Here is a 24522-nt window from a genome sequence, read left to right on the forward strand (position 1 = left end):
TCGCACGACCTGTCCGTGGTGCGGCACGTGCGCAGGCCGTACCCACCTTGGAGGGATTGTTGTGATCGACGTCGATGCCGACGGAGTCGTGGAGTTCACGCAGGCGCTGGTGCGCATCCCCAGCACCAACGACCCGGGGAGGCGTGAGCGCCTCGCCGCCGAGCTGGTGGCCGCCAAGATGCGGGAATGGGGCTGGGAGCCGGCCGTCTACGAGGTGGCGCCCGACCGGCCCAACGTGATCGCCGTGGTCGAGGGCGGCGGCGGGGAAGGGCCGACGCTGATGTTCGAGGGGCACACGGACGTCGTCACCGAGGGCGACCTGTCCACGTGGACCGTGGACCCGTTCGGCGGGGAGATCCGCGACGGGAAGCTGTGGGGCCGGGGCAGCGCCGACATGAAGTCAGGCCTGGCCGCCACCCTGTACGCCACCCGCGCCCTGCAACTGGCCGGGCCGTTCCCCGGGCGGATCAAGGTGTGCGCGCCGGCCGACGAGGAAGGTCTCATGCTCGGCGCCCACCACTTCGTCTCCGAAGGGCTGGCGGCCGGCGTGGACGGCGCGATCGTGGCCGAGCCGGAGGCCGGCGAGATCTGCGCGGTCGCCAAGGGCGCGCTGCGGCTGCGGGTGGACCTCGCCGGCAAGATGGCGCACGGCGCGATGCCGCAGCACGGCCGCAACCCCATCCAGGCCGTGGGCCCGCTGCTGGTGGGCCTGCGGGCGCTGCAGGAGGAGCTGCAGCGGCGCCACCCGGCGCACGTACACCTCGGCGAGGTGTACGTGACGCCGACCGTGCTCCAGGCCGGCTCCGAGCCGCAGGTCAACGTCATCCCCGCGGTCGCCTCGGTCTTCGTGGACGTGCGGACGATCCCCGGGGCCGAGCACAAGGACATCGCCGACCGGGTGGCCGCGCTGGCCTCCCACGACGGGATCGCCGCCGAGGTGTCGGTGCTGGTGGACCGGCCGCCGGTGGACGTACCCGTGTCCGACCCGGTGGTGGCCGCGCTGGCCGCCGCCCATCGGGCCGTCACGGGGGAGGAGCCGGTGTACGGCGGGGTACCCGGCTCGACCGACGGGACCGTGCTGACGCACTGGGGCGGGATCCCGTCCGTCGTGTACGGGCCCGGCGGGAAGTGGATCGCGCACCAGGCGGACGAGTACGTGGAGGTCGACGAGATCGTCCGCTGCACCCGGGTGTTCGCCGAGGCGGCCCGGCGTTTCCTCGGCGGTGACCACTGATGGCCCGCCCTGGTCCGACGAACTCGCTGGTGGACGTGGCGGGGCTGCGCGTCGGCCACGTCCACCGGGTGGGCGGCGGCCACCGCACCGGCACCACCGTCGTCCTCGCCCCCGCCGGGGGCGCGGTGGCGGGGGTGGACGTGCGGGGCGCCGCCCCGGGGACCCGGGAGACCGAACTGCTCGACCCGCGCAACCTGGTGGAGCGGGTGCACGCCGTGGTGCTGACGGGCGGGAGCGCATACGGGCTGGCGGCGGCGTGCGGGGTGATGGAGCGGCTGGCGGACGCGGGCATCGGCTACCCGGTGAGCGGCGGCGTGGTGCCCATCGTCCCGGCCGCCGTCATCTTCGACCTGGGCCGCGGCGGCTCGTTCCGCGCCGTCCCGGACGCGTCCCTCGGCATGGCCTCCTATGACGCCGCCACCACCCCTCCTCCCGGAGGGGCCGCGCCTCCGGACGGCGGGAACGTCCACGTCCTCCCTCACCCTCAGCGGACCGCACCTTCGGACGGCGGGCGGTCTTCCTCACCCTCCTTCTCTCAGGAGACGGCGCCACCGGCGGCGAGCGGGTCGATCGGGGCCGGGACCGGGGCGGCGGCGGGCGGGCTGGCCGGAGGCGTGGGGACGGCCAGTGTCGTCCTGCCCGACGGCACCACGGTCGCCGCCCTGACCGTCGCCAACCCCGTGGGCTCCGTCCTGGACCCCGCCGACGGCACCCTGGCCGGGGCCCGCTACGGCCTCCCGGGCGAGTTCGGCCACCTCCACCCTCCGGCGCGCCACGAGGTCGAAGCCTGGAATCCCCGGAAGGCCCCGTCCTTCAACACCACCATCGGCGTGGTCGCCACCGACCGCACCCTCACCAAGGCCCAGTGCGGCAAGCTGGCCGCCGTCGCGCACGACGGCCTGGCCAGGGCCATCAGACCGGCCCACACCATGACCGACGGCGACACGATCTTCGGCCTGGCCACCTGCGCCCGCCCCGCTCCCGCCCAGGACGCATTCCAGGACGTCCTCGCGGCCGCGGCGGACGCGTTCAGCCGCGCCGTGGCCCACGCGATCCTCGCCGCCACCGGCCGCGAGGACGCGCCCGCGTACCTCGACGTGTTCCCGAGCGCCACAGTGTTCCCGGACACGGGGGGATCTTCATGACCATCGACAACGCGTGGGCATCGGCCTGCCCACCGGGGACGGATGGCAGGAAACCGGCCGGACCACGGACGTGAGATGCGGGGACGCGGGACCGCACCCAGTTCGCCATCCACGTCGCCAAGTCCAGGTGACCGGGACGAGCGGCGTCGAGGCCGGCCGGCCGTCGATGCCGCTCGCCGGTGCGAACGACGCTACTTCCTGAAGGCGTCCTTCACCTTCTCCTTCGCCTGCCTGAGAGCGGCCTTGGCCTTCTCTGCCTTCCCCTTGGCCTGCAGAGACTCGTTGCCGGTGACGTCTCCGAGACGCTCCTTGGCCACACCCCTGGCCTCCTCGGCCTTGCCCTTGGCCTTGTCCTTGCGAGCCATGTCGGCCTCCACCTGATTGCGGCTCATGTGCGGTCTCTCCTGCCCGAAGAGCCGACGAAGACCGCTACATGTCGCAAAAATCCCTTTAAAGCCATTGTTGTCCCTTATGTGTTTGTTCGTCCAGTTCGGAGGGTAGGTGGGGCACGTCAATGGCGGGGCGGGAGTTGCTCCCTTCCCCAGCGGCACTCTTGCGATCGCTTCTCAGCGCACAGCATCCCCGTCGAGGCGAGGCAGGAGAACGAGGAGCAGGAATCATGAAAGACAACATCCGCCTGGCGCTGGCCATCGCGGCCGGCTACTACCTCGGCAGGCGCCACAAAATGCGTTTGGCGGCCACACTGGTGGCGGCCGGCGTGGCCGGACGAATGCGACGAGGTGGCGGCGGCCTGCTGGAGCAGGCGCTGACGACGCTCGGCGCGTCGCCCGAGATGGAGGAGGCCTTCGAACGCCTGCGCGGCGACCTGACGAAGGCCGGCAAAGCGGCCGCCGTGGCCGCCACGAGCAGGCAGATGGAAACGCTCAGCGCCAAGGTCCACGATCGCGCCGAAGCGTTGCGCGTGCCCTCCATGTCCGGAGCGGAAAGCGGCGAGGAGGAGTACGAGGAAGAGGAGCGCGAGGAAGAAGAGCCCGTGGCCAAGACGAGGCGCAGGCCGCGCATGGCCGGCAGGGACCGGGGGTGAACGAGGTGGCTCAGGAGACGAAGGTCAAGCCGGAGATGGACGCCATGCGGGAGCTTCCGACGGATCGGCTGACGCACGAGCTGCGGAACCTGGCCCAGGCCATGGCGGAGCGGTCGCTGATCTCCTTGACGAAGCGGGTCGAGGGAGCGACCGGCCGGCTGACAGATTACGCGGAGGGAACCGGATCGGGTCTCGTGTCCACGCTCACGGGAGACGGCGGATCAGTCGCGCAGGGCGCCGTCAAGGGTGGACTCAAGGGCGGACTCAAGGGCGGACTCAAGGGGGCGATCAAGGGAGCGTTCGGAGGGTTGTTCAAGCGCGGCAAGAAGGACAAGAGCAAGAAGCTGAAGCTCACCAACATCGTGGAGACGGTCGACATCGGGGCACCGGTACGGGTCGTCTACAACCAGTGGACGCAGTTCCAGGACTTCCCGAGCTTCATGAAGAAGGTCGAGACCGTGGAGCAGGCGTCCGACGACAAGCTCCGGTGGAAGGCGCAGGTCTTCTGGTCGCATCGGACGTGGGAGTCGCAGATCGTCGAGCAGGTGCCCGACCATCGGATCATCTGGCGGTCCAAGGGGAACAAGGGCCACGTCGACGGCTCTGTGACGTTCCACGAGATCGCGCCTGACCTCACCCGGGTCATGCTCGTGCTCGAGTATCACCCGCAGGGGCTGATGGAGCGCACGGGCAACATGTGGCGGGCGCAGGGCAGGCGGGCACGCCTGGAGCTCAAACACTTCGCGCGGCACGTCGTGACCGCGACCATGCTGCACCCCGACGAGATGGCGAAGGGCGGCTGGCGCGGCGAGATCCACGACAGCAAGGTCGTCAAGGACCACGAGACCGGTCTTCGGGAGGAGCAGGCCGAAGAACGCGCGGAAGAGGAAGAGAAGCCGGAGGCGGCCGCTGAGGCCGAAGAGCCGGAGGAAGAGGCCGAAGAGGAGCCCGAGGAAGAAGAGCTCGAGGAAGAGGAAGAGGAAGAGGAGCCGGCGGAAAAGGCCGAACTCGAGGAAGAGGAGCCTGAGGAAGAGGCCGAAGAGGAAGAAGAGCCTGAGGAAGAGGAGCCTGAGGAAGAGGCCGGACCCGAGGAAGAAGCCGAAGAGGAAGAGGCCGAGGAGGAAAAGGCCGTCCGGGAACGTCCGCAGAGGGAGCGTGCCGAGCGTCCGGAGAGAGAGCGTGCCGAGCGTCCGCAGAGGGAGCGTGCCGAGCGTCCGGCGCGTCCGGTTCACGCGGAGGAGCCGGCCTCGCGGCCGGTGCGCCGCAGGCCGGCCGCCCGGCGGGCATGACCGGCTCGGTGCGGCACGCCACGCAGCCGGAGGCGGTCGCCTCCGGCCCAGACGCCGGTGTGTACGTGTACGGCCTGATCCCCGAGGACGTCGAGGTGGCCGAGGACGCTCGCGGCGTGGGCGATGAGCCGGGAGAGGTCAAGGTCATCCGGCACGGTGAGATCGCCGCGCTGGTGAGCGAGGTCCCCCTCGATCACCCGCTGGGCACGCCCGACGATCTCCTCCGGCACGAGGGGCTGCTGGACGCCACGGCGGCCGAGGTCCCGGTGCTGCCGCTCCGCTTCGGTGCGGTTCTGACCAGCCCCGAAGCCCTCGTGGAGGAGTTGCTGGCCCCTCATCACGATGAGTTCCTCGCCGCGCTGAAGGAGATGGAGGGGCGGGCGGAGTACGTCGTCAAGGGCCGTTACGTCGAGCCGACGATGCTGCGAGAGGTGCTGGAGCAGATCCCCGAGGCCGCGCGACTGCGCGAGGAGATCCGCGACCTGGGCGAGGACGCGGCGCGCGACGCGCGGATCCGGCTGGGGCAGTTGGTCGAGAGTTGGATCTCGGCCAAACGCGAGGCCGACACCCGGGCGCTGCTCGACGCCGTCGAGCCGGTGAGCGTCCTGTCCGCGGTGCGGGAGCCGTCTCACGAGGAGGACGCCGTCCACCTGGCACTCCTCCTGGACAAGGACCGGCAGGGCGAACTGGAGCAAGTGGTGGAGGAGTTCGCCGGCCGGTGGGCGGATCGGGTGGAGTTGCGCCTGCTGGGGCCGCTGGCGGCGTACGACTTCGTGGGATCCCGGAAGGGCCGCGACTGATGGCTCGTGGGGCCGTGGCCCGCCCGCGTCGGGCGGGCCACGGCCCCACCTGGGGTGTGCCGTTACTGTTCGGCACGCACCATGCGGAGGTGGTGCCGGATCACGGGGGCGCTGTCGCGTGCCAGGTCCTCGACCCACCGCGAATGGCCGCGTCGTAGTTCGACCTGAACCAGCCGGAGCGACCGGTAATGGGATTCGGCCTGCAGCCGCAGCCATGCCCGGTCGAAGCGCTGACCCCACCTGGCGGTCACGTCACGCAGGGCGGCCCGTTGCTCGGCGCTCGGTGCGCTGGGCAGCCGGACGTCCAGCCGGTCGGCGACGTCGCGCAGCCGCGCGTCCAGCCTGCGGTGATCGCGGATCAGCCGCCAGGCGATCTCGCGTATGTCCCTGTCACGGGACTTGCGCAGCGCGGCCCGGCCCGCCGCGATCTCAGCGAGGTGCCCGCGGTGCGCCTGCCGCAGGTACGCCTTGTCCTGGGCAGAGGCGTGCAGCGCCTGGCCGGACACGGCGATGGAGGCGGGCCCGGGGGCGGCGGCCGTCTGGGCCTGTGCCGCCGGGGCGATGGTCAACGCCAGCACGGCCGCGATACCCGCGGGTGCTAATTTCCGTGCCGTACTCATGGGTTGGGTCTCTCCTTTCTTGGGACCCGTGCCTGCTGCCCTATTGGGGCGGGGCTATTCACCTCAATTCGGCGGGTCGAAACGGCCGTCCCCGGCGGTCCAGCCGCCGTCCACGTACAGCACCGACCCGGTCACGAAGCTCGCCGCGTCGCCGGCCAGGTAGACCACCCCGTGCGGCCCGAACTCGGTGGCGGCGGTCCGCAGCAGCAGACGCGCTGCCCCGGCTCGGTGACGGACGCCCGGATCGACGCGAAACCGATGATCGACCCGCCCCCCACCCCCCGCTCCACCGTTCCCGCCCCGAACGCCCGCACCACGTCGAACGAGGCCCGCGGATTCAGCCCCACCATCCGGTCGAGTTCCTCGCCGGAGTAGTCGAGCAGCCGTTTGCGCACGTTCGTCGCGGCGGTGAAGACCAGCACGTCGGCCGGTTCCTGCGCGGCGGCCGCGTGTACGGCGCCCGCCGCCCGTCCAGGCGGAACAGTGCGTCATATAACTGGTCTGACCAAGTTATCCGTCCGCGGACTGTCGGTGGCCACCGGCATGATGGCCGTCATGACGAAGTCCGCCGCCTTCTGGGACGCCGCCGCCGACTCCTTCGACGAGGAGGCCGATCACGGGCTGCGCGACCCCGGGGTGAGGGCCGCCTGGGCCGGCCGGCTGGCCGCGTGGCTGCCCGAGGGGCACCTCGACGTGCTCGACCTGGGATGCGGCACGGGGTCGCTGTCGCTGCTGCTGGCCGAGCGTGGGCATCGCGTCGTGGGCGTGGACCTGGCGCCCCGGATGGTGGCGCGGGCGCGGGCGAAGCTGGCCGGCAGGGAGGCGACCGTGCTGATCGGAGACGCCGCGCGCCCGCCTGTGGGGGACCGGCGTTTCGACGTCGTGCTGGTCCGGCACGTGCTGTGGGCCCTGCCGGAGCCGGAGGCCGCCCTGGCCCGGTGGGCGGCGCTGCTGCGGCCCGGCGGGCGGCTCGTCCTCGTGGAGGGACGCTGGAGCACGGAGCAGGGCGACGAGGGCCTGCCCTGGGACGGGGGAGTGCGCGCCGTTGACCTGATGGCGGCGTTACGGCCGATCATCGCGGACCTGCGCGTCGATCGGCTCACCGATCCGGCGCTGTGGGGCAGGGAGATCGACGACGAACGTTACGCGGTCGTGGCGCGGACCTAGATCGATCTTGCGGCAAGCTCACGTCCGGCGCCGGGCCTCCCAATCGGCGCGCACCAGCTCATACTCGACCTCGCCGAGCTCGGCGCCCTCGAGAGGCTCGGGCCAGTCCACGAAGAAGGTCCGTGCGTACTTCAGCCCGCACTTCTCCATGACCCGCCGCGAGCCCTGGTTCACCGCCATGGTCTGGGCGAACACCCGGCGCGCGCCCAGCTCGCCGAACGCCTCGCCGATCAGCGCGATCGACCCCTCGGTCGCATACCCCTTGCCCCAGGCCGATTTGTGCAGCCGGTAGCCCAGCTCCGGCTCGTCGGCCGGCATGCCCTCGGGCGCCCGCAGGTGGAACCAGCCGAGGAACGCCCCGGAAGACTTCTCGATCGCGGCGAGGAAGCCGGCGCGGATGAACGCGGGCAACGTCTCCTCCACGATCACCTCGCGCGGCGTCGGCTTGCCGCCGTTGAGGTGCCTCATGACGTCCGGGTCGTTGTGCAGGGCGAAGAGGTCGTCGGCGTCGGAGTCCGTGAAGTGGCGCAGGATCAGCCGGTCGGTCTCCAGGTAGATGTCCACGCCGAAACGTTAGCCAGTGGGCGGACCCGGGCTCGACGGGTTTTTGCGTGGGCCGGGTCAGGTTCTTTCGGGTGGGTCAGGTCAGCCTCATTCGGTGCGGATCAGGTCAGGCGGGGATCGATGAGGATCTTCGGGGCGTCGCCCCATTCGGGCCGCCGCTTTCCCGCCAGGACCGCGGCCGCCTCCTCCAGCGGCACGGTGGCGGCCACCAGGGGGCGGGGATCGACGGCGCCGGAGGCGTACAGGTCGACGGCGCCCGCCAGGCCGCCGGAGGCGCTGAGCACGCCCACCGCCGTCACGTCCTTGAGCACCAGGCGGCGCGTGTCGGCGAGGCTGGGCTCGGCCGACAGCCCGATGAAGACGACGCGGCGTCCCGGCTCGACGACGTCGAACGCGAGCGCGGGGGAGCCGGCCCCGGTCGAGGCGTCGATCACGGCGTCGAAGCGCGGCCGGTGGGCGGTGTCGAACCACGGCACGTCAGCGCCCGCCCTTGCCGGCGCGCCGGCACCCGCCTCTTCCACCGCGCCGGCACCTGTTCTCTCCGGCGGGCCGGCAGGCGACCTTTCCAGCCCGCCGACGTGCGATCTTTGTGGCACGGTGGCGTGCGGCCATGCCGGTCCGCCGGCGATCGGCCCGTTCGGTCCGGTGGTGCCCGGTTCCGGGGTGGTGGCGGCCGAGCTTTCCGGTGTGCCGGGTCCCGGATGGTGCGGCGGCATCGTCCACAGGTGCGTGAAACCGAGTGAGCGGGCGAAGCCGAGCGAGCGCTCGGTGAGCCCCAGCAGGTGCACCTCGGCCCCCTGGGCCGCCGCGATCATGGCCGCCAGCAGCCCGATCGTTCCCGGCCCGATGACCAGCAGCCGCTCGCCGGGCTGCAGCGCGGCGGCGCGTACGGCCCGCAACGCGTTCCCGCCCGGCTCCACCAGCGCGCCGAGGACCGGGTCGACGGGGCCGGGCAGCGGCTGGAGCGCCCGCACGGGTACGGGCAGCCGCTCGGCCAGCGCGCCCGGCCACCCGTTGCGGATGCCGATCTCGTGCCGGTCCGCGCACAGATGCTGCCGTCCCGCCGTGCACCGCGCGCAGCGCCCGCACCCCAGCATGGTGTCGCCGGTGACCCGCCGCCCCAGCCAAGCCCGGTCGACGCCGTCGCCCACCTCGCGCACGACGCCCGCCCACTCGTGGCCGATCCGCATCGGATAGCGGGCCTCGCCCGTCCGCAGGTACGCCATCGCGCCCGTGAAGAACTCCATGTCCGTGCCGCACACCCCGGCCCGCTCGACCTCGACGACCACCTCACCGGTCCCCGGCGCGGGCGGTTCGGCCTCCTGGACCTCAGCGCGTCCCGGACCTGTGATGACGAAGGCACGCATGCGGGCAGACGTTACCGCAGCCCCGACACCACGTCGACGATCATGCGGAAGCGCGCGAGCCGGTCGCCCGGCCCGCGCGCCTGCCCTGACGGGTCACCCGCACGTGACGTGGACGTCGGTCCCCGTCCTGGCACGTGTGCCTGTCGCCGTGCGGGTCACTCGCACTTGCTCTCGACGTCGGTCCCCGGGCCCCCGTTGCAGGAGTCCGTGCCGGGTCCGCCATTGAGCTCGTCAGCCCCCTGGCCGCCGTACAGCTCGTCGTTGCCGGCGCCGCCGCGGACGTCGTCGTCGCCCGCGCCGCCGCCGAGGTCGTCGGCGCCGTCCCCGCCGCGGATCTCGTCGTTGTCCCCGCCGGCCCGGATCCGGTCGTCGCCGTTCCCGCCGCGCGCGAGGACGTCGCGGCCGTGACCCTCACCGCCCCGCCCGACTTCGGGCCGGGCAACCCGTAGCGTCTCTGATCGGCCCTCCGGGCGCCGGCCGGCCCCATCAACGAGCCTTCTTCCCTGGAGGGGCAGGCTGGGGCAATGTGGGGATGAACCTCAAAGTTGTCCAAGACCAGCTGAGAGGAACAGGAACATGCACGCGAACATCGGTGACACCTTGCTCGTGCACGGTCACAACGTGGGTCACGGCGACAGGAAGGCCGTGATCGTGGAGGTCCGGGGCCCGGACGGCTCGCCGCCCTACATCGTCCGCTTCGACGACGGGCACGAGTCGCTGGTCTACCCGGGTCCGGACGCGGTGGTCATGCCGGCCGCCGGCCAGCCCGGGTGACGCCACGGCGGCGGCTCGGCGAGGGCGCGCAGCGCCTCACGGGCGCTGCGCCCTGCCCCGGCCGAGATCTCGGCGCCGTCCTGATCGCGGGCGACGGCCACGACGAGCTTTTCCACGGGATCGTGGGAGAGCGTGATGGTGTGGCCGCCGGCCAGCAGCGCGTCGGCGTCCGGATGGTCTGAGGCGGCGGCCCGGTCCAGCAGGACGCGGGCCGCGACCAGGCCGGCGACCGGGGTGCGGTGGCGGCCCAGCAGCACGGGCTCGCCGTACGGGTCGGCGACCTGGCGGACGAGGTCGCCGAGCTTGGACCGCGCCGTCGACAGCGGCACGAGGGTCAGGCCGCTCCACACCCCGCCCACCTTCGACAGCGGCACCAGCGCGGCCCACTCCCAGCGCTCGCGGGTGATCATGATGGTGCTGCCGTTCTTGGCCGCGTCCACGAGCGAGCTCCAGCGGGCGCGGGCGTCCTCGACGGAGACGGGGACGCCGAGCAGCGTCACGAGCTCGTCGTACGACGGCCGTTCTGCGTTGATCATCGGGGCATCGTAAGGCGCCTTACAGAATTTTCGCAAGCCGCCTTACAAAATGTCGCGATGTGCGGACGTTGACGTTCTTCGGTTTCGCTTCTTAAACTCATCATGTAGTGAATTCAGTGGTGAGGAGCGATCCCATGCGCAGGACTCCCGCAGCCGTCGTCAGCGCCGCCTTCTGGTGGCCGCGCCTGCGTCCGTATCACCGCTGACGCCCGGAGGTTGGAGCCCCATGTCCGGCACGGTTTGACTATCAGTGAGGAACTATGGTCGTCTCGTGACCATTGTTGCTGAAGGTAGAAATTAGACCGGTCCGGGGGAGAACGTTTCATGCCGCGCACCCTCCTGCGCGTGCTCGCTTCTGCATCCATAGCAAGCACCGTCCTGGTCGCCGTGCCGTCCGCGGCCGCCCAGGCCCAGCCAGTGCCCGCGACTGCCGTCCAGGCCCGGACCATGCCCGCGACGGCCGTCCAGGTCCCGCCCGTGCCCGCCGTCGAAGAGCCGCCCGCGGCCGTCGTCGCCGTTCCCACGCGGCCGTCGCTCGCCGTGCGGACGGCCGGGAACGAGCGGGTGGGGCCGGACGCGCCCGAGGTGACCACGCCCGCGGGGGCGGGTCTCGTCGACCGGATCACCGCCGACGCGGCCGCCGTCCAGGAGGAGCAGGGCCTGGGCGGGGAGGCGCCCGACGTGCGGAAGGTCCTTCCGGACACGACCGACGCCCCGACGCTGACGCTCATCAAGCCCCTGGCCGCGGTCGCCAAGCTGTTCGACGATCTCGGCAAGGCCCTGCCCGGGCTGACGTACCGGCTCTGCGTCGAGAGCGCCGACGTGCCGGTGTCCTGCTCGATCAGGCAGCCCGTCGGCGTGCCCGTGGCCGCCGACGTCACCGGCGACGGCAGCCCCGACCTGGCCGCCGACCTGGTCCCCGCCGCCCTGCCGGGCGAGGGCTCGGCCGGGCTCGGCTTCGCCGTCAAGCGGCTGGGGCGGGAGAACCTCAAGGCGCGGGTCTGGGCCGAGTACGACGGCAAGGTGGCGGTCGGATTCGACGGGCTGCGGCGCGGCTCGTCGCTGTCGGAGTTCGACAAGGGCACGTTCACGGTGGACCTGACGGGCAAGCGGGTCAAGGCGGAGCTGGAGCGCACGGCCCCGGGCGCGTCCGCGGCCGTGGTCGCGGGGCTGATCGGACGCAGCGCGGTGAGCCTGCGCCAGTCGCCGGCCACCGAGAAGCTCACCGTGAACGCCGCGCTCGACCCGCCCGCGCTCGACGTCGCCGCCTCCGCGCCGGCCAAGCTGGACGCGCTGGCCGTCACCGGACGCCAGTTCACCCGGGCCGTGCTCGACCGGATGCCCGCCCGCGCGAAGGTGCGGCTGTCACATGGCGAGATCCGCTTCGCCAGCCCGTCCCCGATCGCCCGCGCCGAGGTCCACCACCACACCTACCGCGACGGCCACCTGGCCCGGGTGCTGAGCGCCCGGCTCCGGAAGGCGCCGAAGACCCTGACCGCCGAGTACGGCTCCGCGAACGGCAGGCAGACCCTGTCCGTCGACGCGGGCCGCCCCCGCGCCGGCGCCGCCGAGCTGCTCTTCTTCGACAGGAACGCCGACAGGACCGTCCTGCGCGCCGAGCTGAGCGACCTGCCCGCCAAGCTGCGCCTGGTCAACGACCTGGCCGAGCACCGTGTCACGCACAAGACCAGCTCGCCGATCGGCAGGTTCGCCGTCGTGTTGCAGCGCAACGGAGGCGCCATCTCCAGCCCTCGCGGCGGTCACGTCACCATGATCAAGGACGGCGCCGCGTTGGGGGTGTCGGGGCTGCTGACGGGCCTGTCCGGATTCGACGTCACGTACGGGGCCGCGCCGCACGCCCATCTGGAGGTGGGCTCCAGCGGCCGGTCCTTCGTGGGCGCGGCCAGCATCGACGGCACCCACGTGGCCCGGCTGGAGATCTCGAACACGCCCTCCACCGTGGACGTGACCCTCGACCCGGCCGCCAGGAAGGCCTCCTACCAGGCCAGCGGCGTGATCGAGAAGCTGCGGGCCGCGTACGCGAACCTCAGGTCGGGACCCACGATCGACGGCACCGTCCTCGGCGTGCACGACGACGTCAAGGCGTCGTGGGACCTGGGGGAGCGCACGACGGTCAAGGTGGAGACCTCCGCCAAGATCAAGCAAGTGCAGATTTATGCCAATAAAGCACACGTGACCTCGGCCGGCGGCACGGGCGACGACCTGCGCGCCACCGTCGAAGGGGTGCGCAAGCACGCCGAACTCGTCGCCGACACCAAGGCCCAGACCCTCCAGTGGACCTCCGACGCGCCCGTCGCCAAGGTCACGGCCCTGGCCAGGGCCAGGATCGGCGAGCGCTACGCCAGGGCCGCCGCCGAGGTGACCGGCGTGCCGGCTCGTTTCGACGCCTCCTGGAACGCCGCCTCGTACCGCTTCCGCGGACTGTCCGGGCCCGTCGGCACCGCCGCGCTGGCCTTCACCAACCACGACGGCGCCAAGGCGCCCACGGGAGCGCACCTCGCGGCGCACTACGACCAGGCCTCCGGCGACCTGGACGCCAGCGTGCTGGTCAAAGGCCTGTCGCAGGTCGAGTTCAGCCCGGCGGCGCAGGGGTTCACCGCCGACTTCCGCTCGGCGCGGCAGACTCTCGCCGTGGACGCCGACGTCACCCAGGGGGACCTGCGCTTCGGCCTGATCGGCAGCCTCGGCCCCGTGCCCGGCCGCCTTGCGGTCTCCGTCGCCGACGGCAAGCTCACGTACTCCGGCTCCCGCCTGGACGTGCGCGCCCGCGCCTGGCTCGGCAAGACCGGGGCCCTGCAGCGCATGCGCGCCGCCCCCGCCGTGCCGGGCGGCGTGTCGCTCGTGGACGGCGGCTGCGCGGCCGGCACGCCGGGCTGCACGCAGGGGCCCTTCTGCACGCCCGCGCGCGGCTGCTTCGGCCTGCAGGGGTACCTCGACGTGACCGGGCTGCCCGACCAGGTGTCGGTCGACCTGGCGGGCAAGACGTTCACGTTCTCGGGCTTCCAGCCGCGCCGCCGCAGCCTGGGCGTCTACCTCGCCAGCAGCGTCCTGTCGCCCGTGCCGATCAAGGCCATGGCGACCCTGACCGGCCTCCCCTCCAAGATCACCAGCATGTCGCTGGGACCGTTCGGCGTCAGTCAGGGCAACACCGTGCAGGCCGGCTACCGGATCGAGCCGGCCGCCACGCTCGGCGCGCTCGACGTGCGGGCCGAGACCACGGGACTGCGTGGCCAGGTGGCGATCAACCCGGTGCCCGCCGCCCTGTCCGTCCAGGGCACGTACGGCGCCCAGACCCGCATCCGCGTGAACAACTCCGCCGCCGTCGAACGCCTCACCGCCAAGGTGACGTCGGCCGGCAAGGGCACGGGCGAGCTGCGGTTCGGCGACGTGCCCGCCGTGTTCGGGGTGGACGCCGACGCCTCTGCCGCCGGGCTCAGCGTGCCGGCCGTCACGTACAAGGCGGAGGGCGGCGCCAGCACCCTCGACGGGTACCTCGGGGTGGAGGGCGGCCTCGCCGACCCCTCGGGGCGGCTCGGCGACGTGTCGTTCGCGGTCAAGGACCTGGCCGCCGACACGACGATCAGGCTCAACCCCGACCAGACGCTCGACCTCCTCTCCAAGCCCGTCCCCACGGGCCGCGTCGCGCTGCGCGCCGGGCTGAAGGTGGACCCCGTCGCCCGGCAGAACATCGGCGTGAGCAAGGAGGTGCCGTACACCAAGGGGTTCCTGACGTACCACGTCGGCGGGAGCTTCGGGCTCGGGGCCAGCTCCGTCCAGGACCTCGGGCTGTCCGTACGGCGCGTGTCCTGGCTGCGCGTCCGGCCGGGCAAGGTCCCCTTCGGGATGAAGGCGCCGCCCGCGCTCGGGTACATCGCGCCCGGCTTCGAGGGGAACTACGATCGCCTGGACATCGCCGCCAAGGGCGTGAACCTGCGGCCTGACGTCGCTCTGGACGTCAAGCTGAGCAGGGAGATCGGCGACGACGTCTTCCACGAATCCATGCGGCTCGGGCCCGCCACGTCGCTCGCGCTGCGCCGCTACGACCAGCGGATGCGGCGCATCGGAGCCAAGCAGGAGATCAAGGCGGGCGGGATCAGCCTGGCCTGCGTGACCGTGGACGCCAAGCCCGGCTTCGCCGCCGGCAACGGCACCAACACGATCACACTGCGCGGCGCGGACGGCCCCCAGATGGTCTCCCTGCTGGATCCGGGCGGGCAGGTGCCCGACTACGCGGTGGACCTGCTGACCCACTTCATGAGCCCGTTCCCGGGGGCGGAGTGGAAGGTGGCCGGTGCCGAGGCCGGCTCCTGCACCACCGACCGTCCGGCCCGCCCGTCCCCCCAGCCCCAGGCCCACTCCTGAGGCGGGAGATCACGAACAGGGCGTGCCCGAACCGGTTGACCATGAACGCGGGTGTCGATATTCGTTTGTCGGCCGCCATGCGCATCGTCGATGATTGCGGCCATGGCTACTACACGACGAGCCGACATGTTCACCGCGGACGGCAAGCCGTCTGACGACGACCCGCGTGAGAACGGGCCGACGTTGGGCGACGAGCGCGCCACGCTGGTCGAACACCTGCGCTGTGCCCGCCTCACATTGGAGATGAAGTGCTCAGGTCTTGACGCGGAGGCCATGGCGCGGCGTTCCGTCGAGCCGTCGACGATGTCGCTCCTGGGGCTGGTGCGGCACCTGGCCGAAGTGGAGCGTGCGACGTTCCGGGTGCTGATGGCGGGACAGGACGTGCCCCGGCTGTACTCCACCGAGACCGACCGTGACGGTGATTTCGATGGTGCTGTTCCCGACCCTCAGGTGGTGGCGGAGGCGTGGGACACATGGCGTGCGGAGGTGGACTTCGCCGAGCGGTTCGTGGCCGAGGCGCCCAGTCTCGGCATCACCGCCGACGATCCCTCGAATCTGCATGGCAGCGGTGGAGGGCTGATGTCGCTGCGCGAGGTGCTGGTCGGAATGATCTGGGAGTATGGCCGCCACATGGGTCACGTCGACCTGTTGCGCGAGCGGATCGACGGACGCATAGGCCAGTAATGATCACGGGTAGGGCGCGCCGCACCTACACCGCCACGCTTTCCGTGCGGGCGGAGGCCGTGCTGTAGCTCGCGAGGCTTCCGGTGAACGGTGAAACCGGTGCCGAATGCGTGAAACCAGGTCGAGGGCATCGTGAAACCCGGGCCGTCGAATGTGGAGCCATGAGCATCACAGAACATGACGGCGCCGGGGGCCGGCTCGCCCTCTCCGGGGGAGCCGACCTCGCAGTCCGTGCTGAGGCGTTGGTGAAGACGTTCGGCGATCAGCGTGCCGTCGACGGGATCGACCTGGCTGTGCGCCCCGGTGAGATCTTCGGCGTTCTCGGGCCGAACGGTGCCGGCAAGACCACCACGCTACGCATGCTGGCGACCCTGCTGAAGATCGACGCCGGCCGTGCCGAGATCTTCGGTGTCGACGTGGCCGGCAGCCCGCACGTGATCCGGCAGCTGGTCGGCGTCACCGGACAGTACGCGTCGGTCGATGAGAACCTGACCGCGCGCGAAAACCTCTGGCTCTTCGGCCGGCTGCAAGGGATAGCCTCCGCGCGCGCCCGGCGGATCGCCGCCGAGTTGCTCGGCCGGTTCGGCCTGGAAGAGGCCGCGGACAAACCGATCGCACAGTTCTCCGGCGGCATGCGGCGGCGCCTCGACCTCGCCGCCAGCTTGATCAGCAAACCACCGCTGATCTTTCTGGACGAGCCGACCACCGGTCTTGATCCGCGCACCCGTGGCCAGATGTGGGAGACCATCCGCGGCCTGGTCGCCGACGGCTGCACGGTGCTGCTGACCACGCAGTACCTCGACGAGGCCGACCAGCTCGCCGATCGGATCGCCGTGATCGACCACGGCCGCAAGGTGGCGGAGGGAACCCCCGATCAGCTGAAGACCGCGGTCGGCGACTCCACTCTTCAACTGCTGCTCGCCGAACCGGGGGAGGTGCTCGCTGCCGCGGAGGTCGTCCGGCGCGTCCTCGGCTCCGATCCGGTCCTCAGCCCGGAGCGGGGCCGCCTCAACGTCGCTCTCGACCAGGCCGACCTGGCCGCCGACGTACTGATCGCGCTGCGGACCGCCGGGGTCTCGATCTCCTCGGTGAGCGTGGCCAAGCCCAGCCTGGATGAGGTGTTTCTCGCCCTCACCGGCCACGAGACCGGCGGCGGCAACGAGCCCGGCAACGAGCCCGGCAACGAGGCCGGCGCGAAGGAGAACCGATGAGCACCACGATGGCACCTGCCCGCGAGACCGTGCGGGCGGCGGACCGCGTGGCGGCCGCCCGGCGGCAGGTCTCCATGGGCGAGACGATCGGCCAGACCCTGACGATGGCGTGGCGGGCCCTCAAGAAGATGCGCCGCAACCCGGAGCAGTTCTTCGACGTGGCGCTGCAGCCCATCCTGTTCACCGCGATGTTCGCCTACATCTTCGGCGGCGCCATCGCCGGTGACGTGGAGAGCTATCTGCCGCTGATGATCCCGGGCATCCTCGCCCAGACCGTGCTGACCACGTGCATGGCCACGGGGACGCAACTGCGCGAGGACATGGAGAAGGGGGTTTTCGACAGGTTCAAGTCGTTGCCGATCGCCCGGATCGCGCCGCTGGCCGGTCCGATGGTGGCCGACCTGCTGCGGTACACGATCGCGGCGACCCTGACCTTCGGCATGGGCCTGCTGATGGGTTACCGGCCCGGCGGGGGAGCGTACGGCGTGCTCGGCGCGATCCTGCTGGCGATTTTCACGGGCTGGTCGCTGGCGTGGGTCTTCACCTGGGTCGGCACGATCGCCCGGAGCGCCCAGGCCGTGCAGGGCATCTCCATGATGATCCTGTTCCCGCTGACGTTCCTGTCCAACGCGTTCGTTCCGATCGAGACCTTGCCGCACTGGCTTGCCGCATTCGTCCGGATAAACCCGGTCTCACACCTGGTCACGGCAGCTCGCGACCTGGCCAACAGCGGTCTCGTCAGCGGGGCGGTGGCCTGGACGCTCGTGGCCTGCCTGGTCGTCATCGCGATCTTCGCGCCGCTGTCGGTGCGCAGCTACAAGCGGCACATCTGACACCTTCTCGACGAGCCTGCGCGCCTCGTCGAGAAGGTCCGCGCCACGCCGATCGCCGTACTCGTCGCGCACGGCGGCGATCATCCCGGGCGCGGCCCCTTCGGCGTACGGTTCGATCCGCTCGAAGGACATGCTGGGCATGTGGTTGTAGGCGAACCGCTCGGCCAGCACCAGCAACCTGACCGCGTCGCCGGGCGCCATGGCACCGCGCAGCAGCCCCCAGACGCCGAACGCGAAAAGCATCGACCCCCACACCGGGTAGTCGAGGAAAGGGCTTCCCGCGGACAGCACGTCGCCGGCACGGACGGAGGCACGGGAGTGAAACAACTCTTCGCCGTACGAGAGGTCTGCCGGCCCGGCGTGGTAAGCGTGCGCAGTCAGGGCGAGTGCCTCGGCGGTCACCACCCACGGCTCGAATCCTGTCTGCGGCACCCCGGGCAGGCGCATGTCACGTGCCCGTTCTACGGCCAAGCGGTATTCCGCCAGGGCGTCGGCCGTCTGGCCGCGGGCGAGGGCGAGTTCGGCGGTGCACAGCGGGACGATCGCCAGCCCGCCGAGGACCGCCTCGCTGTCACTCATCCGAGAGATCTCCATGAGCTCGGCTTCCGCGGTCGCAAGGTCGCCTTCGGCGAGCGCGGCGACCATCAGCACGGATCGCAGCTGAGTCTCGTCGTCCGTGGCGCCGAGCCGGCTCAGAACCGGAAGGGCGGTGCGCGCGTGGCCGACCGCCCGCCGGTGGTCGCCGAGCCGCATGACCAGGTGCGCCAGTATGGCATGCAAGGTCGCCGCGAACCACGGTCCGTCGTCCTCGCGTATCAGCGCGAGAGCTCGCTCGGCTGCCGCGACTGCCCCTGCCAAGTCGCCCGCGTTCTCCAGGATGTGGGATCTCATCTGCGCCGCCATCAGCGCTACGTCAGGGTCGGCGCTCCTGGAGAGTTCCTCGAGCCGGTGGTGGAAATCGGCGCCTTCGGATGGGTCGGATGCGAGCATCACCGTAGCCATCGCCGCCATGCGGGTGTCCGTTGTGTCACGGACGGGCAGCCTGCTGAGCAGGGTGGTCAGGCCCTCGTCGCGATTGTCGGTGAGGACCATGATGTTCATGAGAGTGACCAGCAGGGCCACTCGGGTCACGTCTTCGAGCTCTGGCGGTGGATACCAGCCGGTGACCGCCTGCGTGATCGCGTCTCTGAGGGCGATGATCCTGGGGTGGTCGCCGCGGACGGTCCACAGCGCACCTACTCCGGCCAGCAGTTGGACCGCCGTGGCCGGGTGGGGCTCAGCGAGCGCCTGGCGGAGCAGCTCGGCCAGGTTGCTCTCCTCGGCCCGCAGCGCGTCGACGGCCGCGAACTGGGAAGTGCCGAACAGCACGGCGGCGTTCTCCAGGGCGTAAGCGGTTGCCCAAGCCCGTTGCGCCGCCCGTGCTGCCTCATCCTCGCCGGTCTCCACCAGTCGCATCCGGCCGAACTCCCTGACGGTCTCCAGCATCCGGTAGCGAAGGCCGTACCTGGTCTCCCGGACGCTGAGCAGGGACTGCTCGGTCAGCGCGTGTACGGCATGCAGAGCGTCGGCCCCGAGCACGTGCTCGGCAGCGGCCAGCGTGAAGCCGTCACCGAAGAGCGAGAGCCGGCGCAGGGCCCGCCGTTCCGGCTCGTTCAACAGATTCCAGGACCAGTCGATGACCGCGAGGAGCGTCTGGTGCCGGTCGGGAGCGCTGCGATTCCCGCCGCGCAGCAGGGCGAACCGGTCCGCCAGGCGCCGCGCGATCTCCTCCACGGACATCACTCGCACCTTGGCCGCGGCCAGCTCGATCGCGAGCGGCAGCCCGTCGAGCCGGGTGACGATCTCGACGGCCGCCTTCTCATCGATCCGCACATCGGGGCGTGCGGCTGCGGCGCGCTGCCAGAACAGCTCCGCAGCGTCGCCGGGCCTCAGCTCGCCGAGAAGGTAGACCTGCTCGGCGGGGATCGACAAGGGGGCGCGGGAGGTGGTGAGCACCCGCAGGTCACGGGTGGTCGCGGTGAGGAAGGCGACCAGGTCGGCGACGGCCTCGATCACGTGCTCGCAGTTGTCCAGGATGAGCAGCGCCGGCGACTGGTTGAGGTGCTGGGCGATCCGGGCGCGAACGTCGGCGCGTTGCCCGGGGGTGAGGACGCGCCGCCCGCTGACCGAGTCGCGAACCCCGAGCGCCGAGCCGACCTCGCCGACCACGCCCTCGGGTGAGGAGACGCCGACGAGCTCGACGAAGTGGGCGATGGGCTGCGCGGCGTTCCTGCCGGCGACGTGGGCCAGCCGCGTCTTGCCCAGTCCACCCGGACCGATGATGGAGAGCACCCGGTTGTTCTGTAACAAGGCCTGGATCGCGCGGATGTCGTCGTCGCGACCGAGCAGTGAGGAGCCGTCGAACAGGATGCCCTCGCGCACCGGCCGATCCGCGGCCAGCAGTCCGGCATGTACGCGGGCGAGCTCGGGTCCGGGATCTGTGCCGAGGCGCTCGGCCACGCCGGCGCGATATCGCCCGTAGCGTTCCAGCGCCGCGGCCGCGCCGCGCACCGCGGCCTCGCTGCGCAGCAGGCATGCGAGCAGTTCTTCATCGTACGGGCGTACAGCCGCGGCCTCCTCCAGCAGGGGCAGCGCACCCGTGTGGTCGCCGCTCCGGCCTCGCGCGACGGCAAGTACGTGGCGCGCCTCGGCCAGCTGCCCGGCCGCGACGGCCACCACGTCTGCCAGCGGGCCGGTGGACGTCACCAGGCCGTTCGCTCCGAGGTCCATCGCCTCCTCGGCGAGACGCTGGGCGACGGCGGCTTCGCCCTCGCCCAGCGCTCTACGCGCTCGCTGCACCAGATCGCCGAGCAGGAGCGCGTCCACGTGCTCATCCGCGAGCCCGAGCCGGTAACCGCCCACCGTCCGCACAACGGCGTCGGCACAGGTTGCCGCCCGGGTCCGGGAGACCACCACCTGCAACGCCTTCGTGGGGTTGGCCGGCGGTTCGTCACGCCACAACTCCTCGATCAACCCCTGGTCACTGGCGCCTGATCGTCCGTGCAGCGCGAGCATCGCTAGCAGGGTCTGCGCGCGGTCGCCGATCACGCGCGAGCCTCGCCAGCGGACGCCGTCGAGCAGGGTCAGGACTGGATCCACACACCCCACCTTACGGGGCGGCTTCCGAAGGCATGATCGCCCGCCGCCGCGCGCGCCGGCCTGTTACCGACCCGGATGGAGCCCCGGCCATCCGGGGGTCGGTTCGCCCTTGACCTCGCCGAAGTACAGGGCGAAGGTCTGCTTCAGCTGCTCGACCCGAGCGCGGTCCTCCATGAAACAGGGGAACCCGGTCATCCGGGTCTCCGTTCACGATGGGTGAGGCGTCGAGCGGCACTACTGGCGGCTTGTCATTGAAGGGGCGGAACGCGGACAGCGGTACCGCAGCCTGGCCTGTACGGGATGGCGCCGAGCATGACGTGTCAAATGATGTGTCATCGACACTAGCGCAGACGATGTATGACATGTCAAGAGCTTGGGTGGACTCGCCGCATATGAATGAGCGGAACCCTGGGTGGCTGAGCCCGGCAGGCACGCACGCCTGGCGCAGCTTCATCCGCCTGCAGGGAACGCTCGCCGACGTCCCGGATGGCCGGGCAGCGATTCCAGGACCGCTCTCGACGCCGGCCAGACCGGCCACATGTTCGGCAAGATCCTGTGATCGCAGGCCAAAGGGTTTCTGGCCTGCGATTTCTTCCCCGTGGACACGATCGTTCTGAAGTTTTTGTACGTGTTTTGTTTTTTGCAACAAAAAAGGTCCCCCGCAGATGAATCCGCAGGGGGGACCCAAGGTTGCACGTGCTGGTTGGCTAGGCCGTGCGAACCCGCGCCGGCCGGCCGCACGGTGCCGCAGGTGGTGACGAGGTCGGCGTTTCGGCCCATGGCCGGCTGTGGCGGCGACTCGCGGTGATGCTTTCTCCTTTTCGGGTGGTTGTCGAGCTCGGATTACTGGATGGGTGCCTCAGCGAGTGACAGGCTGTTGCCGTCGGGGTCGAGGACTTCCACGTGGCGCACGCCGTTGCCGTAGGTTTCCATGGGCTCGTGCTCGATGCCGTGCGCGGCCAGCCGGGCCACGATGTCATCGAGGTCGGTCACGCCGAGCGTGATCATGGTGCCGCCCACCCGTGCGGCCCGCACGTGCCGGTCGTCGATGACGACCCACGCGTTCTCGCCGACCTGCCACAGGTACTCCTCGCCGATGATCTCGTCCGCCGGCCGCCCGAAGAACACCTCGAACCACTTCAGCGATGTCGCCCGGTCACGCACGCACACGACGCTGTACAGGTCCACCCGGAATCTCTCCTTCCAGTCGTTTCAAGAGTGAGACCACTCAAGCGACTGAAACTCATCGGCGTCAGGCTTGGGCCATCCCGGGGTGCTGAGCGGGCGGCGGCGTACGTCTCCTCGGGGCTGCGTTGCGGGGCGTTCCGTCCGGTGGTGGACCGGCTGTTCGCGTCAGGAGATTGCGCGGGCGCATCCGCACATGGAGTCCGGCCCGCGGTTCGGCAGATCGTGGTCGCGGTCTGATCAGCAGCGGGCGGGCGGCGTCGCCGGAGGCAGGGGAGTGGCGCCGTCCGGGCGGAGGGCGTCCAGCAGGAGCACCAGGGAACGGCGCCAGCCCCCATCCGGGCCCTTGGCCGGCCGCAGCGTGCTGAGCAGCATCACGAGCATCTGCTTCAGGTCATCCGGTTCCAGGTCCGCGCGGACCTGGCCGGCCGCCTGGGCGTTCCGCATGAGCTGGATGAGCGGCTGGACGAACCGGGGTGTCAGGTCGGCGGCGAGCGCCCCGGCGTCCCTGGCCGTGGCGAGGATGCCCGGTTGCCCCGACGCCAGGGCCAGCACCGTCTCCAGCATGATCGACATGCCGCGCAGCGGATCCTGCTCGGCGAGCGCACGGGTGATCGCCGGCTCGATCTCCTCGCGCATCAGCTCCTCGACGACCTCGCGGACGAGCCTGTCCTTGCTCGGGAAGTGGCGGTAGAGCGTGGCCAGCCCCACCCCGGCCCGCTGGGCGATCTCCTCCAGCGTGATGCCGCCGCCGGCCTCGGCGAACGCCGCCCGGGCCGCGCGCATGATCCGCTCCGCGTTGCGGGCGGCGTCGGCGCGCCGGCGGCGAGGCGCATCGGTACTCGTCACTCACCCAGCGTAACAGGTGAGAGTAGGGTCTCACTTCGTGTGTTACGGTGGGAAATGAGAGGTTGATATCAGTTAAGTGGACAAGGAGCCGGCTGATGACCGAGATCCCGACCATTCCGTTGCCGCCGCTGCACAGCGACCCGACCCCGTACCACGCCGAGGACTATCGGCGGCTGCGCGCCGAAGGGCCGGTCGTCCGCCTGCCCATCGCCACGGGGGGCCCGGACGTGTGGCTCGTCACCCAGTACGCCGAAGTCCGCAAGGTGCTCAGCGACCCGGCGCACTTCAGCAACGCCGCCCTCCAGCCGCAGGGCGGGCCGGCCGACCGCTCCGACGAGTCGTTGAAAGGCTTCGTCATCGGCAACCCGCTGATGTACGACCCTCCGGAGCACACCCGGCTGCGCCGCCTGCTGACCGGCCAGTTCACCGTGGCCAGGATGCGGCACCTGCGGCCGCGCATCGAGCAGATCGTGACCGAGCACCTGGACGCCATGGAGGCCGCCGGGCCGCCCGCCGATCTGGTGCAGGCGTTCTCGTTGCCGGTCCCCTCGCTGGTGATCTGCGAGCTGCTCGGTGTGCCGTACGCCGACCGGGAGGACTTCCAGCGGCGCAGCACCCGGCTCCTGGACATGACGCTGGACCGGGAGGCGCATGCCGCCAACACCGCCGAGATGAACGCGTACATGTCGGAGCTGATCCGCCGCGAGCGCGCGGAGCCGGGGGAGGAACTGCTCGGCCTGCTCGTGCGTGAGCACGGCGGCGAGCTGACCGACGACGAGCTGCTCGGCATCGGCAACACGCTGCTGGTGGCCGGGCACGAGACGACCGCCAACATGCTCAGCCTGGGCACGTTGCTGCTGCTGCACCGGCCGGACCAGGCCGCCGTCATCCGCGACGAGCCCGACGCCGTCACCCCGGCCGTGGAGGAGCTGCTGCGCTACCTGTCCGTGGCGCACCGTGGCGGGCCGCCCCGGCACGCGACCGAGGACATCATGCTCGGCGGATGCCAGATCAAGGCCGGTGACCTGGTGATCCCCTCGCTGCTGGCGGCCAACCGCGACGAGGCGTTCGTCAAGGAGTCCGACGAACTCGACGTCACCCGCGATGCCGGCGGGCACATCGCCTTCGGGCACGGCGTCCACCACTGCCTGGGCGCGCCGCTGGCCAGGGTGGAGATGCAGGTGGCCTTCCCCGCGCTGCTGCAGCGGTTCCCCGGGCTGAAGCTCGCGGCGCCGTTCGAGAGCCTCCGCTTCCGGCTGCAGTCGACCGTTTACGGGGTGGAGTCCCTGCCTGTGACCTGGTGATCAATGGGTGTTCGAGCAGGCGGCGTGGAGAGTCCAGGCGTGCCGTCGTCCCCCGCGGCCGGATGGTCGTCGATCACGCCGGACAGCCTGGTCGGGCGGGCCAGAGGTCAGGGGAGTGAGCGGCCCAGGCGGAGACGGACGCGGTCGCCGTGCCGCGCGGCCTCGCGTACCGTCCAGACGCGCTCGTCGATGACCGTGCCCCGGGCCGTCATGTACCCGCCCAGCCGGAGCACCGGCCGCCCCGTGTCGTCGCGCAGCAGTTTGGCCCGCGACTCGGAGTCGTCGCCGAAGAGCACGAGGAAGTCGTCGGTGTCCGCCGGAGCGTCCAGGATCAGTCCGGGATGGAGGTGCGAGTAGGGGACCTCGATGACGTATTGGCTCACATGATCACTTC

The 24522-nt window shown here is 71.1% G+C and carries 23 protein-coding genes and 1 pseudogene; 12 read left to right on the top strand and 12 right to left on the bottom strand.

Annotated features, from left to right (window positions below):
* The first annotated feature begins 61 nt into the window (after nt 1-61).
* Nucleotides 62-1234, top strand: a complete 1173-nt coding sequence (locus ACIBX3_RS19005) for a M20 family metallopeptidase (protein ID WP_397118576.1) — start codon at nt 62-64, stop codon at nt 1232-1234.
* Entirely contained in the window at nt 1234-2379 is a 1146-nt protein-coding gene (locus ACIBX3_RS19010; RefSeq protein WP_397118578.1) for a P1 family peptidase, read from the top strand. The genes ACIBX3_RS19005 and ACIBX3_RS19010 overlap by 1 nt, the downstream gene beginning before the upstream one ends.
* Nucleotides 2380-2570: 191 nt before the next feature.
* Here the strand turns inward: ACIBX3_RS19010 and ACIBX3_RS19015 are convergent, their stop codons facing one another.
* The gene (locus ACIBX3_RS19015; protein ID WP_397118580.1) at nt 2571-2771 is read right to left on the bottom strand and encodes a CsbD family protein; all 201 of its coding nucleotides are present in this window, start codon (nt 2769-2771) and stop codon (nt 2571-2573) included.
* A 227-nt stretch (nt 2772-2998) separates the two neighbouring features.
* Here ACIBX3_RS19015 and ACIBX3_RS19020 point away from each other — a divergent pair, with 227 nt between their 5' ends.
* Genes ACIBX3_RS19020 through ACIBX3_RS19030 form a run of 3 tightly spaced genes read left to right on the top strand, consistent with a single transcriptional unit; the run spans nt 2999 to nt 5513 of the window.
* Nucleotides 2999-3424 (top strand): hypothetical protein, encoded by a 426-nt coding sequence (locus ACIBX3_RS19020; protein WP_397118582.1) that lies wholly within the window; start codon nt 2999-3001, stop codon nt 3422-3424.
* Nucleotides 3421-4713, top strand: a complete 1293-nt coding sequence (locus tag ACIBX3_RS19025) for an SRPBCC family protein (protein WP_397118584.1) — start codon at nt 3421-3423, stop codon at nt 4711-4713. The genes ACIBX3_RS19020 and ACIBX3_RS19025 overlap by 4 nt, the downstream gene beginning before the upstream one ends.
* Nucleotides 4710-5513, top strand: a complete 804-nt coding sequence (locus tag ACIBX3_RS19030) for a GvpL/GvpF family gas vesicle protein (protein WP_397118586.1) — start codon at nt 4710-4712, stop codon at nt 5511-5513. The genes ACIBX3_RS19025 and ACIBX3_RS19030 overlap by 4 nt, the downstream gene beginning before the upstream one ends.
* A 62-nt stretch (nt 5514-5575) precedes the next feature.
* Here the strand turns inward: ACIBX3_RS19030 and ACIBX3_RS19035 are convergent, their stop codons facing one another.
* Together ACIBX3_RS19035 and ACIBX3_RS19040 are read right to left on the bottom strand one after the other, a co-directional pair.
* Nucleotides 5576-6133, bottom strand: a complete 558-nt coding sequence (locus tag ACIBX3_RS19035) for a DUF4142 domain-containing protein (protein WP_397118588.1) — start codon at nt 6131-6133, stop codon at nt 5576-5578.
* A 131-nt stretch (nt 6134-6264) separates the two neighbouring features.
* Nucleotides 6265-6555, bottom strand: coding sequence for a hypothetical protein (locus ACIBX3_RS19040; RefSeq protein ID WP_397118590.1), 291 nt, complete (start codon nt 6553-6555; stop codon nt 6265-6267).
* Between the two features lie 133 nt (nt 6556-6688).
* On the opposite strand from ACIBX3_RS19040, the gene ACIBX3_RS19045 reads away from it, so the two are divergent.
* Nucleotides 6689-7300 (top strand): class I SAM-dependent methyltransferase, encoded by a 612-nt coding sequence (locus ACIBX3_RS19045; protein ID WP_397118592.1) that lies wholly within the window; start codon nt 6689-6691, stop codon nt 7298-7300.
* A gap of 18 nt (nt 7301-7318) precedes the next feature.
* Here ACIBX3_RS19045 and ACIBX3_RS19050 read toward each other — a convergent pair whose 3' ends face one another.
* The 3 genes from ACIBX3_RS19050 to ACIBX3_RS19060 form a co-directional block, all read right to left on the bottom strand.
* Nucleotides 7319-7864 carry a GNAT family N-acetyltransferase gene (locus ACIBX3_RS19050; RefSeq protein WP_397118594.1) on the bottom strand — a complete coding sequence of 182 codons (546 nt, stop codon included), beginning with the start codon at nt 7862-7864 and terminating at the stop codon, nt 7319-7321.
* A gap of 101 nt (nt 7865-7965) precedes the next feature.
* Nucleotides 7966-9231 carry a zinc-binding dehydrogenase gene (locus ACIBX3_RS19055; protein ID WP_397118596.1) on the bottom strand — a complete coding sequence of 422 codons (1266 nt, stop codon included), beginning with the start codon at nt 9229-9231 and terminating at the stop codon, nt 7966-7968.
* Between the two features lie 155 nt (nt 9232-9386).
* Nucleotides 9387-9746 (bottom strand): hypothetical protein, encoded by a 360-nt coding sequence (locus ACIBX3_RS19060; RefSeq protein WP_397119322.1) that lies wholly within the window; start codon nt 9744-9746, stop codon nt 9387-9389.
* Nucleotides 9747-9807: 61 nt separating this feature from the next.
* Here ACIBX3_RS19060 and ACIBX3_RS19065 point away from each other — a divergent pair, with 61 nt between their 5' ends.
* Nucleotides 9808-10005, top strand: coding sequence for a DUF1918 domain-containing protein (locus tag ACIBX3_RS19065; protein ID WP_397118598.1), 198 nt, complete (start codon nt 9808-9810; stop codon nt 10003-10005).
* Here ACIBX3_RS19065 and ACIBX3_RS19070 read toward each other — a convergent pair.
* Nucleotides 9954-10541, bottom strand: a complete 588-nt coding sequence (locus tag ACIBX3_RS19070) for a hypothetical protein (RefSeq protein ID WP_397118600.1) — start codon at nt 10539-10541, stop codon at nt 9954-9956. The genes ACIBX3_RS19065 and ACIBX3_RS19070 overlap by 52 nt on opposite strands.
* Before the next feature lie 324 nt (nt 10542-10865).
* Here ACIBX3_RS19070 and ACIBX3_RS19075 point away from each other — a divergent pair, with 324 nt between their 5' ends.
* From ACIBX3_RS19075 to ACIBX3_RS19090, 4 genes are all read left to right on the top strand, one after another.
* The gene (locus ACIBX3_RS19075; RefSeq protein ID WP_397118602.1) at nt 10866-14924 is read left to right on the top strand and encodes a hypothetical protein; all 4059 of its coding nucleotides are present in this window, start codon (nt 10866-10868) and stop codon (nt 14922-14924) included.
* 102 nt (nt 14925-15026) lie between these two features.
* Nucleotides 15027-15608 (top strand): DinB family protein, encoded by a 582-nt coding sequence (locus tag ACIBX3_RS19080; RefSeq protein WP_397118604.1) that lies wholly within the window; start codon nt 15027-15029, stop codon nt 15606-15608.
* A 161-nt stretch (nt 15609-15769) separates the two neighbouring features.
* Nucleotides 15770-16819 (top strand): ATP-binding cassette domain-containing protein, encoded by a 1050-nt coding sequence (locus ACIBX3_RS19085; protein ID WP_397118606.1) that lies wholly within the window; start codon nt 15770-15772, stop codon nt 16817-16819.
* Nucleotides 16816-17652, top strand: coding sequence for an ABC transporter permease (locus ACIBX3_RS19090; protein ID WP_397118608.1), 837 nt, complete (start codon nt 16816-16818; stop codon nt 17650-17652). Before ACIBX3_RS19085 ends, ACIBX3_RS19090 begins: the two co-directional genes overlap by 4 nt.
* 426 nt (nt 17653-18078) lie before the next feature.
* Here the strand turns inward: ACIBX3_RS19090 and ACIBX3_RS19095 are convergent.
* From ACIBX3_RS19095 to ACIBX3_RS19110, 4 genes and pseudogenes are all read right to left on the bottom strand, one after another.
* Nucleotides 18079-20706 (bottom strand): annotated as a pseudogene (locus ACIBX3_RS19095) (ATP-binding protein); the annotation flags it as partial.
* Nucleotides 20707-20853: 147 nt separating this feature from the next.
* A complete protein-coding gene (locus ACIBX3_RS19100; protein WP_397118610.1) occupies nt 20854-20985 on the bottom strand; it encodes a hypothetical protein in 132 nt (43 codons plus the stop codon).
* A gap of 648 nt (nt 20986-21633) precedes the next feature.
* The gene (locus ACIBX3_RS19105; protein ID WP_397118612.1) at nt 21634-21978 is read right to left on the bottom strand and encodes a VOC family protein; all 345 of its coding nucleotides are present in this window, start codon (nt 21976-21978) and stop codon (nt 21634-21636) included.
* A 237-nt stretch (nt 21979-22215) separates the two neighbouring features.
* The gene (locus tag ACIBX3_RS19110) at nt 22216-22824 is read right to left on the bottom strand and encodes a TetR/AcrR family transcriptional regulator (protein ID WP_397118614.1); all 609 of its coding nucleotides are present in this window, start codon (nt 22822-22824) and stop codon (nt 22216-22218) included.
* A gap of 95 nt (nt 22825-22919) precedes the next feature.
* On the opposite strand from ACIBX3_RS19110, the gene ACIBX3_RS19115 reads away from it, so the two are divergent.
* Nucleotides 22920-24128, top strand: coding sequence for a cytochrome P450 (locus ACIBX3_RS19115; protein WP_397118616.1), 1209 nt, complete (start codon nt 22920-22922; stop codon nt 24126-24128).
* A 107-nt stretch (nt 24129-24235) separates the two neighbouring features.
* On the opposite strand, the gene ACIBX3_RS19120 is transcribed toward ACIBX3_RS19115, so the two are convergent.
* Nucleotides 24236-24511: a hypothetical protein gene (locus ACIBX3_RS19120; protein WP_397118618.1), complete on the bottom strand. Its 276-nt coding sequence runs from the start codon at nt 24509-24511 to the stop codon at nt 24236-24238.
* Nucleotides 24512-24522: the final 11 nt, after the last annotated feature.

This window comes from Nonomuraea sp. NPDC049480, assembly GCF_044465905.1.
In the GTDB taxonomy this organism is placed as follows: domain Bacteria; phylum Actinomycetota; class Actinomycetes; order Streptosporangiales; family Streptosporangiaceae; genus Nonomuraea.

Excerpts from the sequence above, each read along its gene's own strand:
- ACIBX3_RS19090 (WP_397118608.1), top strand. The coding sequence starts at position 16,816 with ATGAGCACCACGATGGCACCTGCCCGCGAGACCGTGCGGGCGGCGGAC.
- ACIBX3_RS19010 (WP_397118578.1), top strand. The coding sequence starts at position 1,234 with ATGGCCCGCCCTGGTCCGACGAACTCGCTGGTGGACGTGGCGGGGCTG.
- ACIBX3_RS19055 (WP_397118596.1), bottom strand. The coding sequence starts at position 9,231 with ATGCGTGCCTTCGTCATCACAGGTCCGGGACGCGCTGAGGTCCAGGAG.
- ACIBX3_RS19075 (WP_397118602.1), top strand. The coding sequence starts at position 10,866 with ATGCCGCGCACCCTCCTGCGCGTGCTCGCTTCTGCATCCATAGCAAGC.
- ACIBX3_RS19035 (WP_397118588.1), bottom strand. The coding sequence starts at position 6,133 with ATGAGTACGGCACGGAAATTAGCACCCGCGGGTATCGCGGCCGTGCTG.
- ACIBX3_RS19115 (WP_397118616.1), top strand. The coding sequence starts at position 22,920 with ATGACCGAGATCCCGACCATTCCGTTGCCGCCGCTGCACAGCGACCCG.
- ACIBX3_RS19020 (WP_397118582.1), top strand. The coding sequence starts at position 2,999 with ATGAAAGACAACATCCGCCTGGCGCTGGCCATCGCGGCCGGCTACTAC.
- ACIBX3_RS19070 (WP_397118600.1), bottom strand. The coding sequence starts at position 10,541 with ATGATCAACGCAGAACGGCCGTCGTACGACGAGCTCGTGACGCTGCTC.
- ACIBX3_RS19100 (WP_397118610.1), bottom strand. The coding sequence starts at position 20,985 with ATGACCGGGTTCCCCTGTTTCATGGAGGACCGCGCTCGGGTCGAGCAG.
- ACIBX3_RS19045 (WP_397118592.1), top strand. The coding sequence starts at position 6,689 with ATGACGAAGTCCGCCGCCTTCTGGGACGCCGCCGCCGACTCCTTCGAC.
- ACIBX3_RS19015 (WP_397118580.1), bottom strand. The coding sequence starts at position 2,771 with ATGAGCCGCAATCAGGTGGAGGCCGACATGGCTCGCAAGGACAAGGCC.
- ACIBX3_RS19065 (WP_397118598.1), top strand. The coding sequence starts at position 9,808 with ATGCACGCGAACATCGGTGACACCTTGCTCGTGCACGGTCACAACGTG.
- ACIBX3_RS19085 (WP_397118606.1), top strand. The coding sequence starts at position 15,770 with ATGAGCATCACAGAACATGACGGCGCCGGGGGCCGGCTCGCCCTCTCC.
- ACIBX3_RS19080 (WP_397118604.1), top strand. The coding sequence starts at position 15,027 with ATGGCTACTACACGACGAGCCGACATGTTCACCGCGGACGGCAAGCCG.
- ACIBX3_RS19030 (WP_397118586.1), top strand. The coding sequence starts at position 4,710 with ATGACCGGCTCGGTGCGGCACGCCACGCAGCCGGAGGCGGTCGCCTCC.